General features: G+C 61.6%; 10 protein-coding genes. 5 read left to right on the forward strand and 5 right to left on the reverse strand.

Translation table 11 applies throughout. The annotated features are described in order from the left end of the window. Positions 1-13: 13 nt before the first annotated feature. The 4 genes from cysD (at position 14) to M2267_RS29320 (ending at position 5,116) form a co-directional block, all read left to right on the forward strand. On the forward strand, positions 14-913 hold the full coding sequence (cysD, locus tag M2267_RS29305; RefSeq protein ID WP_060520991.1) for a sulfate adenylyltransferase subunit CysD: 900 nt from the start codon (positions 14-16) through the stop codon (positions 911-913). Beyond that, on the forward strand, positions 913-2,802 hold the full coding sequence (cysN, locus tag M2267_RS29310) for a sulfate adenylyltransferase subunit CysN (protein ID WP_429119397.1): 1,890 nt from the start codon (positions 913-915) through the stop codon (positions 2,800-2,802). The genes cysD and cysN overlap by 1 nt, the downstream gene beginning before the upstream one ends. A 55-nt stretch (positions 2,803-2,857) precedes the next feature. Next, positions 2,858-3,667 (forward strand): 3'(2'),5'-bisphosphate nucleotidase CysQ, encoded by an 810-nt coding sequence (gene cysQ, locus M2267_RS29315; RefSeq protein ID WP_429119398.1) that lies wholly within the window; start codon positions 2,858-2,860, stop codon positions 3,665-3,667. A 75-nt stretch (positions 3,668-3,742) separates the two neighbouring features. Continuing rightward, positions 3,743-5,116: an O-antigen ligase family protein gene (locus M2267_RS29320; protein WP_429119399.1), complete on the forward strand. Its 1,374-nt coding sequence runs from the start codon at positions 3,743-3,745 to the stop codon at positions 5,114-5,116. Here the strand turns inward: M2267_RS29320 and M2267_RS29325 are convergent. From M2267_RS29325 to M2267_RS29340, 4 genes are all read right to left on the reverse strand, one after another. Next, the gene (locus M2267_RS29325) at positions 5,082-5,672 is read right to left on the reverse strand and encodes a sugar transferase (protein ID WP_043610820.1); all 591 of its coding nucleotides are present in this window, start codon (positions 5,670-5,672) and stop codon (positions 5,082-5,084) included. The two genes, M2267_RS29320 and M2267_RS29325, sit on opposite strands and share 35 nt — an antisense overlap. Before the next feature lie 78 nt (positions 5,673-5,750). After that, positions 5,751-6,959: a DegT/DnrJ/EryC1/StrS family aminotransferase gene (locus M2267_RS29330; protein WP_429119400.1), complete on the reverse strand. Its 1,209-nt coding sequence runs from the start codon at positions 6,957-6,959 to the stop codon at positions 5,751-5,753. Positions 6,960-6,995: 36 nt separating this feature from the next. Further along, complete coding sequence (locus tag M2267_RS29335; protein WP_429119401.1) at positions 6,996-7,679, reverse strand: PIG-L deacetylase family protein; 684 nt, start codon at positions 7,677-7,679, stop codon at positions 6,996-6,998. Positions 7,680-7,837: 158 nt separating this feature from the next. Then, positions 7,838-9,157 (reverse strand): polysaccharide biosynthesis/export family protein, encoded by a 1,320-nt coding sequence (locus M2267_RS29340; RefSeq protein WP_429119402.1) that lies wholly within the window; start codon positions 9,155-9,157, stop codon positions 7,838-7,840. A 301-nt stretch (positions 9,158-9,458) separates the two neighbouring features. Between M2267_RS29340 and M2267_RS29345 the strand changes: the two genes are divergently transcribed. Then, positions 9,459-10,808, forward strand: coding sequence for a lipopolysaccharide biosynthesis protein (locus M2267_RS29345; RefSeq protein ID WP_429119403.1), 1,350 nt, complete (start codon positions 9,459-9,461; stop codon positions 10,806-10,808). A 355-nt stretch (positions 10,809-11,163) separates the two neighbouring features. On the opposite strand, the gene M2267_RS29350 is transcribed toward M2267_RS29345, so the two are convergent. Further along, the gene (locus tag M2267_RS29350; protein WP_043610823.1) at positions 11,164-13,296 is read right to left on the reverse strand and encodes a GumC family protein; all 2,133 of its coding nucleotides are present in this window, start codon (positions 13,294-13,296) and stop codon (positions 11,164-11,166) included. Between the last annotated feature and the right edge of the window lie 109 nt (positions 13,297-13,405).

A 13,405-nucleotide genomic window follows, 5' to 3' on the forward strand; every position in this document is an offset into this window, starting at 1 on the left:
AGTATTCGCACCGATGTCCTTAACTCATTTGCAGCGCCTGGAAGCCGAGGCGATCCACATCTTCAGAGAGGTCGCCGCGACCTTCGCGAAGCCGGTCATGCTCTATTCGGTGGGCAAGGACTCCTCCGTCATGCTGCATCTCGCGATGAAAGCATTTTATCCCGGCAAGCCGCCCTTCCCCTTCCTGCATGTCGACACCACCTGGAAATTCCGCGAGATGATCGAGTTTCGCGACCGCACTGCGGCCGAACTCGGCATCGATCTCCTCGTTCATATCAATCGCGACGGCGTTGAGCAGAAGATCAACCCCTTCACCCACGGCTCCAACGTGCATACGCATGTGATGAAGACGATCGCGCTGCGCCAGGCGCTCGACAAATACGGCTTCGATGCGGCCTTCGGGGGCGCACGGCGGGACGAGGAAAAGAGCCGGGCAAAGGAGCGCATCTTCTCCTTCCGCAACGCTCAGCACGCCTGGGATCCGAAGAACCAACGGCCCGAGCTCTGGAAGAGCTACAACACACGTGTCGGCCCATCGGAATCCATTCGTGTCTTTCCCCTGTCCAACTGGACCGAACTCGACATCTGGCAATACATCCTCAAGGAAAACATCCCGATCGTGCCGCTCTACTTCGCCGCCCGTCGTCCGGTCGTCGAGCGGGACGGCATGCTGATCATGGTGGATGACGAGCGCATGCCGCTCCATGCGGACGAGAAGGTCGAGCAGCGACTGGTGCGGTTTCGCACGCTCGGCTGCTACCCGCTCACCGCTGCGATCGAATCCAACGCCACGACACTCCAGGACATCGTTCGCGAAATGCTGACCGCCCGCACGTCGGAGAGGCACGGCCGCCTGATCGACGCGGACGAAACCGCATCGATGGAGAAGAAAAAGCGGGAGGGGTATTTCTGATGACCGCCAGCATTCCCGCAACACCGGGCAGCGTGCTCGAATATCTGGCCAAGCAGGAGAAGAAATCGCTTCTGCGTTTCATGACCTGTGGTTCGGTCGACGACGGCAAGTCGACGCTGATCGGCCGCCTGCTTTATGACAGCAAGCTGCTCTTCGACGACCAGCTCGCAGCACTCAAGCGCGAGACCAAACGCAACAGCGCAAACCACGGCGACATCGATTTCGCACTCCTGATCGACGGCCTGGAGGCCGAAAGAGAACAGGGCATCACCATCGACGTTGCCTATCGCTTCTTTGCCACCTCGCGCCGCAAGTTCATCGTGGCCGACGCACCGGGGCACGAGGAATACACACGCAACATGGTCACGGCGGCGTCGACGGCGGCCCTTGCCGTCGTGCTCGTCGACAGCCGAAAGGGCATTCTTCGGCAGACGCGGCGCCATTCCTTCATCGCGTCCCTGCTCGGGGTGCGCCATGTCGTTCTTGCCGTCAACAAGATCGACCTTGTTGGTTTTGACCGCAGGGTCTTCGACACGATCGTCGCCGACTACAAGACGTTTGCCGAGAACCTCGGTTTCGCGACGATCACGCCGATCCCGATTTCGGCGCGCTTTGGCGACAACATGACGAGCCGTTCGCCGAACATGCCTTGGTTTGGCGGCCCGACTTTGCTGGAGCATCTCGAGACGGTGCCGATCGAGGAAGAGGCGGCCGAAGCGGAGTTCCGTTTCCCGGTCCAGCTTGTCCTTCGCCCAAATCTCGACTTCCGCGGCTTTGCCGGCCAGGTGGCATCGGGCAGCATCGCTGTCGGCGATCCGGTCGCGGTGGCAAAATCCGGCCAACTCTCCAGGATCAAGGAAATCGTCACTTACGACGGCAAGCTTGCGCGTGCGGTCGAGGGTCAGTCGGTCACGCTCGTGCTGGAGGACGAGCTCGACATCTCGCGCGGCAACATGCTCGTGCCGCCGGAAGATCGCCCGCATGTCGCCGATCAGTTCATGGCGCATGTGATCTGGCTTCACCCGGATGCGATGCTTCCCGGACGCAGCTACATCCTGCGCACGGAAGTCGACAGCGTCAGCGCGACAATCACCAGCCTCAAACACCAGATCGACGTGAACACCTTTGCCGAGGAAGCGGCAAAGTCGTTGCGCATGAACGAGATCGGCGTTTGCAATCTCTCCACCCAGGCACCGATCGTCTTCGACAGCTACAAGGACAACCGGACCACCGGAAACTTCGTGCTGATCGACCGCTTCACCAACGCCACCGTCGGCGCCGGCATGATCGACTTTCCGCTGCGTCGCGCGCTCAACGTGCATTGGCAGGCCCTCGACATCAACAAGAAGGCCCGTTCCGCGCTCAATCATCAGACGCCGCGCGTGCTGTGGTTCACGGGCTTCTCCGGCTCGGGGAAATCGACGATCGCCAACACCGTCGAGAAAATGCTGCACGCTCAAGGCAAGCACACGTTCCTGCTTGACGGCGACAATGTCCGCCATGGCCTCAACCGCGATCTCGGCTTCACTGAGGAAGACCGCGTCGAGAACATCCGTCGCGTGGCCGAAGTCGCGAAACTCATGACCGAGGCGGGCCTGATCGTGCTCGTGTCCTTCATCTCGCCGTTCCGCTCGGAGCGCCGCATGGCCCGCGAGTTGTTCGGCCCCGGCGAATTCATCGAGATCTTCGTCGACACCCCGATCGAGGAATGCGCTCGCCGCGATCCCAAGGGCCTCTACAAGAAGGCGCTCGCCGGTGAGATCAGCAATTTCACCGGCATCAGCTCGCCTTACGAGCGCCCGGAGACGCCGGAAATCCATCTGCACACCATGGGCCGCGAAGTCACGGCGCTTGCAGGCGAAATCGAGGCCTATCTCGACAATCAATAGGCGCCAGTCCGGCGCGGTGAAGACAACGCCGCTTGCGGCAGCACGGAGAGTGATGATGATCGATACGCTCACGGCAGCAGCGATAGAGGCCGGCAAGGCCATTCTCGACGTCTACGCGCGTGATATCACCGTCGATGAAAAGGCCGATTGTTCGCCGGTCACCGAAGCCGACCGGTGTGCGGAAGAGATCATCCTAGCTATTCTGGCTCGAACCTTCCCCGATATCCCGGTGGTGGCCGAGGAAGCCGTCGCGGCAGGCGCCGTGCCCGAAATCGAGGGCCACCTCTTCTTCCTCGTTGACCCGCTCGACGGCACGAAGGAATTCATCAACCGACGAAGCGATTTCACCGTCAACATCGCCTTGATCAGCGACGGCGAGCCTGTTGCCGGCGTCGTCTTTGCGCCCGCCCGGCTGGTCGGCTATGTCGCCGAAGGCGGACGGGCGACGAAGTTTCAGGTGACGGCCGACTTTGCCGTCACCGAGACCACGGAAATACGGTGCCGAGAACGGCCGGAAAATCTGACCGCGGTTGCCAGCCGTTCGCACAGCGATGCCGAAACCGCGGACTTCCTGGAGCGCAACGCCATCCGCGACTGCACCTCGATCGGCTCATCGCTCAAATTCTGCCTGCTCGCCGAGGGGCTCGCCGATGTCTATCCCCGTTTCGGGCGCACCATGGAATGGGATACGGCCGCCGGCGATGCCGTGCTGCGCGCTGCCGGCGGACGCGTCACGACGCTTGACGGGCAACCGTTCCGCTACGGAAAGCGGCGCCAGGCAAATGATTGCGACTTCGCCAATCCTGGCTTCATCGGCTGGGGTCGTGAGTGCGGAACAGAGGTTCGCGAAAAGGAAGCGGACTAAAGGGAAAAAGGCTAGAGTGCCTGAAAACGAGGCTCAAGAGAGCAGCCTCGTATCGGTTGAAGGTGACGGCATGCCATGAACATGTTCAACCATACCCTTTCGGCCGGGCTGGCTCCTCGTCGCGAAGCCGCGCGCCGCGATGCGCCAGGCATCGTGCTCACCAAAAAGATCGAGTTCCTGCTGCTCGTCGGCGCCGTCTTCTTCTGCTCGATGAACTACTTTCGCTACGGCGATACCAACTTCACCGTCGCCGATTTCCTTGCCTTGCTTTGCTTCTGCTTTGCGCTGCTCAACCGCAACATCGATTTTCAACTGTTCGGGCGCGTCAGCAGCGGCTTGTGGTGGCTGGGGCTGACGATGCTGGTCTGCGGCCTGCTGGTCAGCAGCATCGCAGGCCCGGACCCGATGCGCGGCATCGTCGTCGTTACCCAGTATCTCTACGCCTATCTCTTCGTGGTGCTGTTGTTCAGCGGTCGTACGCTCGATCAGCTCGTGCTGCTCGCGAAGACCTATGTGTTCTCGATCCTCGTCCTGTGTTTCCAGGGCATCTATCTCATCCATATCGACGGCCGCACGAACACCAACTTCGTCAGCGGCAACGGCCGCTTCAGCGGCCTGATGGAGCGCGAAAACGAGTGCGCGGCGGTGATCGCGCTTGCCGTCCCGATCCTGCTTCTTCTGATCACGACGAAGCGCATCAACCGGATCTATGCGGTTTTCGCCCTGCTGATCCTGATATACGGAATCCTGCTGACCGGCTCCAACACCGGCCTCATCGCCCTCGTCTTCGGCATGAGCGCATTTGCCGTCATCGGCATCAACTGGAAGCGGCTGATGATCAACGTCGTTCTGCTCGCCGGCATGGTTCTCGCGGTTTTCACGTCCGCCCGCGACTATCTTCCGGCAGCCTTCCAGAAGCGCGTGCTCGGCGCCCTCGAAAGCGGCGACATCGGCCAGGCGGGCACATTCGATCATCGCGTCGAGCTGATCTACGAGGCGATGAACATGACCGACAGCACCTTGCTGCTCGGCGTCGGCGCGGACCAGTACCGGATCGCGAGCGCCATTCACCAGCCGGTTCACAATCTCTATCTGCTTTTGTGGACGGAAGGCGGTCTGATCTCGGCGCTCGGTCTTCTGGTGATGCTGCTTTCGGCCTTCGGCCCGGCGCTCGCCGTGGCGCGGCTTCCAGGCGGGCGACCGTTTGCGGGCTGCATCCTCGCCAACATCTCGATGATGCTGCTGGTCGCCAATGCCGTGCCGCACGCCTATAGCCGCTTCTGGCCGTTCCCGCTCGTGCTGCCTGTCGCCCTTGCCTGCGCCTACATCGCGTTCTCACGCGCGGCAAAACCGGCGCCGGACACTTTTGCCCAGCCCGAACCGGTGCCACAACCCGAACTGCGGCAAAGGGATCTTATCGCTCAGGCACGCTCTGGCGTGCCGCGCTGAGCCGGCGTTCGCTGATCCGATCCCCGAAGATCATCACCAGAACTGTTTCAGCGATGATCTTCAGATCGACCCATGCTGATCGGTTGGTTATGTACCAGAGATCGAGATCGAGCTTGTCGTCGTTCGAAAGAATGGCGTTGCCGCTGATCTGGGCCCAGCCGGTGAGCCCCGGCCGGACGCTGCAGCGACGAACCCCGCGCTCGCCCAGCGCGTCGATCGTCTCCGGGAGGATCGGCCGCGGGCCGATGAGGCTCATGTCGCCGATCAGGATGTTCCAGAACTCGGGCAATTCGTCGAGGCGCGTCCGGCGAAGCAGAAGCCCGAACCGTCCCGTGCGCTCGGCGTCGCTGAGAAGGCGCCCGTCAGCGTCCCGCGCATCGGACATCGACCGAAACTTCATCATGCGAAACGGGCGCCGGTCGAGCCCCGCGCGGGTCTGGTAAAACAACACGGGCCGGCCGAGCCAGATGGCGACCGCAATCCCGACCACCAGCATGATCGGCAGGCTCAAAAGGCCTGCGATCAACGCAAAGACGATGTCAAAGCACCGCTTCATCTCCAACTCCCATACACCGGTCGGGATACGGCCGGGCAGCCACGTCGCGGCGACGCGGCCGTATCCGAAAGGGCGGCTTTATGCCCGCGCTTCCATTTCAAGCACCGGCGCGTGCTGCCCCAGAGCGGGAAGTGACGCCTCGGTGACGACGGCATGCAAAAAGCGGGCGGCCTTGGTCATTGCCTCTTCGCTCTGCGCCGGATCGACGAGAAGCGCGATGCTGGTTTCACCCAGCCGTCGTGCGACCGGGAGCCGCTCGGCCGGCGAAAGCCCAAGATCGGTGAAGCACTTCTCGAGGTAGACCTCGGAGCAGCTTCCGGTAAAGCACGGCACGCCCGCCGCGTTCATCGCCGCCACGATCCAGTCGCGGTCGTGTCCGGGCTTCAATGCCTCCGGCCGAACGAAAGCGTAGTAGCGGTAGTAAGCGTGGCGATATCCCTTCGGCAATGTCGGCACGCGCAACGCTGCAAGCTCTTGGGCGACATCGTCGAGGATCGCAGCGTTGCGGGACCTCGTCGCGTGCCATGCCGGAAGGCGCTCCAGCTGCCGCGAGCCGAGAACCGCCGAAAGCGACGTCATTCGCCAATTCGTGCCGATCGTTTCATGCAGCCAACGGAAACCCGGCGGGTGCTCTCGCAGGAACGCCGCGTCATAGGATTTGCCGTGGTCCTTGCGGCTCCAGGCCTTCTTCCACAGCGCCTCGTCGTCAAGAGCGATCAGGCCACCCTCGCCGCCGGTGGTGATGATCTTATCCTGGCAGAAGGAGAATGCCGCGATATCGCCGAAACTTCCGACCGGCTTGCCGTCGATCTCCGCGCCATGGGCCTGGGCGCAATCCTCGATCACCCACAGTCCCTCCTGTCTGGCGAGGGCCATGATTTCCGGCATCTCGCAGGGAAATCCGGCCAGGTGGACCGCGATGATGCCCTTTGTCCGACTGGTGATCTTCGGTGCAATCGTTGCGGCGCTGATGTTCTGGCTATTTTCGTCGACATCGGCAAAGACGGGGATGCCGCCGCAAAACGAAACGCACGACGCCGAGGCGACGAAACTGCGCGGTGTCACGATCACCTCGTCGCCGGGTTCCAGACCAAGCGCGAAAAGCGCGAGCTCCAGCGCAAGCGTGCCGTTTGCAAGCGCGATGGCGTGTTTACGCCCGAGGGTGCGGGCGTAGGCTTCCTCGAAGGCCGCGACGTGCGACCCGGTCCAGGCATTCACCTTGCCCGACCTCAAGACCGCCGCAACATCCGCAATCTGTTCCTCGTCATATACCGGCCACGTCGCCACAGCTTGCTCCCTCGCTCGAGTGAAAACTCCGGAAATTCAGATGACCTGCCGCACCATCACGAAGGCCTCGGCGGCCGATTTGAGTACGGTTGCGCCGCGCAATGTGGCGAGCGCGTTCAAGGTCTCGAGGCTGCGCTCGTGCGGCGCCGCCCGAACCTGGGACTTGAACGCCTTCATTGCCGCAAGCTTTCGATCGATATGGTCGCTGATGTCGACAAACACGTTCGGTGCGAAGCCCGGCGTCACATAGGGCGCGTTCCAGTTGGTCTCCGACAGCGTCTCGTAGGCCAGGATCACCTTGGGATAACCGGGCTGATGCGGCCTTGCCGCCACCATCGACGACAGGAAGATCAACTGATGGTCGATATGCATGTCTCCGACGAAGGGGACGAACAGCGTCTGCGGCGCGATGGAGCGCACCAGTTCGAACAGTGCGGCATTGAGTGCCGAATGGGAGGTTTCGGAGAGGGCTGCAGCGGGGAAACCCAACCAGCGCGTTTCCTTGACGCCGAGAATCCGGTGCGCCTCATGTGCTTCCGCCTGAACGGCCTCGACCGAGGCCCGGTCATAGGCCGGTGGTTTTCCCTCCGTGACCACCGCCACGAAGACGTCGTTTCCTTGCGCCGCCAGCCGCGCCATCGTCCCGCCGGCGCCAAGAACCTCGTCGTCGGGATGCGGTGCGATGACCAGCGTGCGTCCGAGCGTTTCCATCAGGCTCATCTTGCCGCCCCCAACACGCCGATCGCCGCCGATCTCAGAACCGTTTCCCGACAAGGGCGGTCATCCCCGCCGCCCAAGCCCGACGTCAGCCCACATGCGAACTCGCCCCTCACGCAACTCTCCTTCTATGCACGGCCGAAGCCGCGAACATGCCGGCGCTACAGGCCGGCGATCGATACGAAGATGACATCGCCCGGCAGCACGGCGGTAAGGCTTGTCGCCTGGATACTCTGCCTGCCCTTGGTCTCGCCGCGCCCGGTCTCCCGGTCGATCTTGTAGAGAAACGATACCTGTTCCTGCTTGCTCGAATCGACCTCCGCAGCAGCCATCAGGACCATCTGCTCCTTGGTTGTCTGACGCTGCGTTTCGAGCTTCTTGAGCGTGGCCTCGCGCTCCTGGAGCAAGGTCAGGATCTCCTTCTCGCGGTTTGCCTTCAACGTTTCGAGCTGTAGCTTGAGATTGGCGAGCTCGCGGTTGGAGCGCCCGATCTCGGAGATGAGCTCCAGCAATCGCGACTTTTCGCTCGAGGTCGCCATCTTCACCCGTGAAAGCTCGGATTCCGTATTCAGCTCCCGCTTCCTGAGCGCGAGCGTCCTCGCCTCAACCTGTTCGTTGAGCGCGACGACCTCCTCCTGCTGCTCCTTGAGCTTGTCGAGGATCGTCAGGCTCGCCTCCGTCTGCATGATGCTCTGGTTGAGGATCTCCATCTGGTTCTTTGTCGACAGCAGGTCCGTCTTCAGGATCTTTTCTTCGATCGCGACCACGGGACCGACGGAAGCTTCATCGACATACATCTTGACGCTTTCCGGAATATCCTTGAGGTCGACCTTCTCGGAACCGCGCAATTGTGCGTAAAGCCGGGCGGTGTAGACCGCCTCCCGCACGATCTCGACATCCGTTTCCTCGATCGTGCCGCGCAGCTTCGCCTGGGCGATGATGCGATCGGCCGGATTGCTCATCGCTGTCTGCGGCCCACCGGCCAGGCCGACCGCCTGCTCGACCGTCAGCCCCGGATAGTAGGCGAAGGAACCGGGCGTCCGCACCTCGCCAAGGATCAGCACTGGGCGAACCGTTACGATGGAAAGCGACAACTTCGGATCGGTCAACAACTGGCGGGAAAGGTATTCGTTGCGCAAGGCGTCGACCGCCTCGGGAATGGTTCGCCCCTCGATTTTGAACGCGCCGATCAACGGAAAGGCGGCCGCTCCGTCGGTGCCGATCGTCAGGGACGTCGGCAGCTCGGCGTCATCCAAAATGTCGAAGGACAGCACGTCCCCGACCGAAACCCGGTAGGCGGCCGGCGCCGCCTGGATCGTCGGCATGGCGGTCGTTGTCGCAGCGCCCGATGCGGTGGCGCTCGGCGTACTGGCGGTCGATGCGCCGGCAGCGTGGAGGGGATCCGTCAGCGACAACGTCGCCGCCGCGACGAAAGCGATATGGCTGACGATGCGAAAGATTGTTTGAGCCGGAAACTTCATGCTTCCCTCTAATGAATAGATCCGAACTTCACGATGGTTCAACCGCACCAAGAGAAGCGGAAATTAAACTCCAACAATGGATGAATTTATTTTACGAGACCTCTGTAATTTCTTTAGGTCACTATGATATGCTTCAAAAATAGGTTCCACGGCACAATTTTTAATTGCATATGGATAAGTAATTAAATTTTCCCAGAAACAGGGAAACAAATTTTTCTCGCCCTGCGAGAACACTAAAACACATATTAGCATTCTTCCATGAAACAGACGTAATTGCAACCTCGAAGCAGGATGTAATTTTGTGATATTATTGGAATCACTACTAAAAAAGACAAGAAAGTATCGTTTAGCCTGGCAAGCCGAGGCAGACCTCCACGGACGGCTTAAGAACATAGCACACCTGCTGACCGGCAACTTCGCCAGCGCCTTCATTGGCCTCGCCGGCTTTGCCCTGACGGCGCGTGCGCTCGGGCCTGCCGACTATGGCCTCCTGGCCCTATCCTTTGCCTATACGCGCGGCATCGAGCGCTTCGTCAGCTTCCGCTCCTGGCAACCGCTCATCAAGTACGGGGCGAAGGCTCTTCAGGTCGGCGAGACCGACGACCTGAAGGCATTGTTCAAATTCGGGCTGCTGATCGATCTCGCCACCGCGCTTGCGGGATGGGGGCTGGCTGTCCTCATCGTACTTTTCGCCGGGCCGCTTTTCGGCATTTCCGAAGAGATGAGCCGCTTCGTGCTGATCTACTGCGCGGTCCTGCCCTTCCAGGTGACCGGCATGCCGACGGCGGTGATGCGGCTTTATGGCCGCTTCAAGATTGTCGCCTATGGCCAGGTCGCCGCCAGCATCCTCAGGGCGCTCCTGTGCCTTGCCGGCGTCTATCTCGGCTGGGGGCTGTTCGAGTTCATGCTTCTGTGGATGGCGTCGCAGATCTGCAGCAGCCTGAACAGGACCGCCTGGGCTTTCCGCGAGTTGCGCAAGCAGGGACTGACCGGCGTCATGTGGGTGCCGCTCGGCGATATCCGAACCCGCTTCCCCGGCTTCTGGAGCTTCTCGCTGTGGACCAACATGGCGCTGATCATCCAGGCCTGCGCCTTCGAATTCGATACGCTTCTCGTCGGTTACCTCGCCGATCCGGGATCGGCCGGCCTCTACCATATCGCCAAGCGGGTGGCGAAGATCGCGCAGCAGGCCGGCGAACAGGTCCAGGCCGTGCTCTATCCGGATCTTTCGCGCGTCTGGGCGACCGAAGGGATCGACGAGTTCAGAAAGACCGTCAGCCAGACAGGATGGCTGCTGTTCGCCTTCGGCGTCTGCGCCCTCATCGGCGCCCACCTGACCATCGAATGGGTGCTGCGCGTGACGGCCGGGCCGGGCTTCGAGGCGGCCGCCTCTCTCGTCATGGTGCAGTTCGTCGCCGTCATCATCTTTCTTTGCGGCAGGACGCTCTATTCGGCCCTGCTCGCCATGGGGCACGAGAAGATCCTGCTGCAAAGCGCGCTTCTTGGGGGCGCCCTCTTCCTCTTCACGGCAGTCGTCCTCATCCCGCGCGTCGGCGCCGTGGGCGCGAACGTTGCGCATATCGTGATGTCCGGCGTCTGGTTTGTGCAGATGGCGATCGCCTATCGCCGCAAGCTGGACAGCAAGCGCTGATCTTCGGCACGGCTTTTCAGTTGCCAGCCGCGGCTTCGGTCCGGCCGTCTATCGACGCGAGTATGTATCGAGCAGACTTCCGAAGAATTGTGCCGAGCCAAGGGAATATGAGCCTTGCCAAGGCGGATGCCTCGATCACACGACGCAGGCGGTAGCGCCACCACCACGGATCGAATGCGGCTACGACATGAAGCCAGGCCGATCGCTCGAACGGCGCGCAACTGACGCGGCTGTCGAGCATCAAGGCTTTCGCGATTTTAAGATGAGGTGATCAACAGACCGGCTGAATCGGTTTTGGCGATCGGCGCCCGCCAGTTGCGAGCGCCCATTCCCGACCGGCTTGACCGCGGCGCGCCTACTCCGAACGGTCGCAGTAGTTCATGACGCTGCCGAGAATAACCGCGTGGTTCAGCGACAGCCGTTGCTGAACATTGGCGAGCTGGCGATCCGTCGTGCCGCCCGAGCGGCAGACCAAAATGACGGAATCGACGTGCGATGCGAGCCAGATCACGCCTTCGTTTTCCTCGACGGCGGGTGCGTCGACGATGATGAGATCGTAGCTGTCGCGCAGTTCGGCGCAGAGCACATCGAGGTTCATGAGCCCCGGACGCACCGAAATGAACTCAAGGTGGGGATAGGCAGGCGACGTTGCGATCCGGCTCTTGATATCGACCTTGCCTTCGAGCGGCGCCGTGATCGCGGTATCCTTGGTGTTGGCACCGGCAATGTTGGGCGCGCTCTGCGCCGACATGTCGAGGTCGATGACGATCGGGCGCAGCCCGTCGACCTTTGCCATTGTCGCCATGCCGAGCGCGACCGTGGTCTTGCCGTCGCCAAGTGCCGGCGAGCACAACATCACCACCTTGCCGCCCGCCTCATGGTCGATCGTGAGCCAGGCCATGCACAAAGTGCGCATGGCGGTGGCCGCCGGCGACTCCGGATTGTTCAGCATGTAGTGGTAAAAGGCCGACGAGTTCCGCAGCCGCTTGCGCATGTCGGGGACGCTGGCAAGGTTCGGACGGTTGAGCAGTTGCTCGGCGTCGCGCGGCAGGTAAAGCCTGCTTTCCAGCGAGTCCGAAATGATGACCCCGACGACTGCGAGCAGGACGGCCCCGATGCTGCCGGCGACGATCACCAGCGTGTTGTTCGGGAATGTCGGCTTCGTCGGCACTTCCGCATAGGACGCGATCCGGGCGGTCGGCTTGTACTCGCCTCTTTCGGGATTGAGCGCACCGAGCCTGAGCACGATCTGGTCGTAGACCGCCTGTTCCGACTGAAGGTCGCGGGCAAGTTCACGCCGACGGATTTCGGCAAGGTTGCGACCTTGGACCTTGTCCTGCAGCGCGCTCAGTTCCGCCTGGAATTTTTCGGCGCGCACCGTTGCGACCTTGGCGTTGTTGGCCAGCTCCTGCACGAGGCGTTGGGCCTCGTTGCCGATCATGGAGCGCACGGACTCAAGCTCGTTCGTGGCGTCGAGGACAAGCGGATGGTTCTTGCCGAACTTGGCGCCGAGCTGCGCGCGCGTGCGCTCGAGCCGAGCCTCTTCACCACGCAACTGGTCAAGCTGCGTCGAAGTCAGCGCACTGCCGGCCAGCTCCTTGCCGTCGGCAGACACCAGTTGCTTGGCCTCGTTGTACTTCGCAACCGCGCCCGCCTCTTCCACGCGCAAGGTGACATATTGCTCGTTGAGCTGCAGCATGCGGGCTCTCAGGACGTCGTCCTGCGGATCGAAGGTCAGGTCGCTGTCACGGGCAAAGGCAGCGATATCGCGCTCCATGCCGGCAATTCTCGTAGCGCTGTTGGCCATCTCGCCGCGCAGATACGCAACTGTGTTGTTCGTGGCCTCTTCGGTCTTTTTCGCCGTCCAGGAGAGATATTGCTCGGCGAGCGCGTCAGCGATGGTGGCCGCCTTCAAGGGATTCGATTGCACCACGCGGATCGTCAGCGCGAGGCTTTCCCCGGTACGGGTGACGACATAGGAGTTCAGCAGCGTCGAGATGGCGCGGTTGCGCTGCACGTTTTCGGAGATCAGCCGCTCTTTCTGGGTGCTCTCTTCCGGCGCGCCGAAAATGAACTCGGAGATGTTGGCGAAGAACGACTGAAGGAACGTCTCGTGCTCGCTGCGGGTTTCGGGCAGGTAGGTGTTGAAATCGGGGTCGTTGACCAGGTTGAGCGCATCGACGACGACGCCGACGAAGACGCGCGAGCGGATCACGTCCAGCTCGGTTTCCATCACCGACCGGTCGCGTTCAAGCTTGCGCAACTCGACCTGCGCCTCATAGGGGCGAACGTCGTTGCGGTCAAAGACGATGGCGGAAGCTGCCGTATAGGAGCGCGGCAGCAAGGCGGCCGTCAGCAACGTCGCAAGCAACGCAAATCCCAGCAGCGAGAAGAAGACCACGCGATACCGGCGGAAAAGCTCGAACAGATCGCGGATGCCATATCCGCGCGGCGCAAGGCGCGCCTCCCGATACTGAACCGCAGGCATTTGGCCTCGCCCTGGAGGCGCTTCGACTTTGCGATCGATGGTCAGCATGAGAGCCCTAACATATAAATTTGATAGAAATACCTGACGTCAAAGAACTAAAGGCACGCTC

Origin of the sequence: Ensifer sp. KUDG1, assembly GCF_050434285.1 — a bacterium.
Classification (GTDB): domain Bacteria; phylum Pseudomonadota; class Alphaproteobacteria; order Rhizobiales; family Rhizobiaceae; genus Ensifer.

Excerpts from the sequence above, each read along its gene's own strand:
- cysD (WP_060520991.1), top strand. The coding sequence starts at position 14 with ATGTCCTTAACTCATTTGCAGCGCCTGGAAGCCGAGGCGATCCACATC.
- cysN (WP_429119397.1), top strand. The coding sequence starts at position 913 with ATGACCGCCAGCATTCCCGCAACACCGGGCAGCGTGCTCGAATATCTG.
- cysQ (WP_429119398.1), top strand. The coding sequence starts at position 2,858 with ATGATCGATACGCTCACGGCAGCAGCGATAGAGGCCGGCAAGGCCATT.
- M2267_RS29320 (WP_429119399.1), top strand. The coding sequence starts at position 3,743 with ATGAACATGTTCAACCATACCCTTTCGGCCGGGCTGGCTCCTCGTCGC.
- M2267_RS29325 (WP_043610820.1), bottom strand. The coding sequence starts at position 5,672 with ATGAAGCGGTGCTTTGACATCGTCTTTGCGTTGATCGCAGGCCTTTTG.
- M2267_RS29335 (WP_429119401.1), bottom strand. The coding sequence starts at position 7,679 with ATGAGCCTGATGGAAACGCTCGGACGCACGCTGGTCATCGCACCGCAT.
- M2267_RS29340 (WP_429119402.1), bottom strand. The coding sequence starts at position 9,157 with ATGAAGTTTCCGGCTCAAACAATCTTTCGCATCGTCAGCCATATCGCT.
- M2267_RS29350 (WP_043610823.1), bottom strand. The coding sequence starts at position 13,296 with ATGCCTGCGGTTCAGTATCGGGAGGCGCGCCTTGCGCCGCGCGGATAT.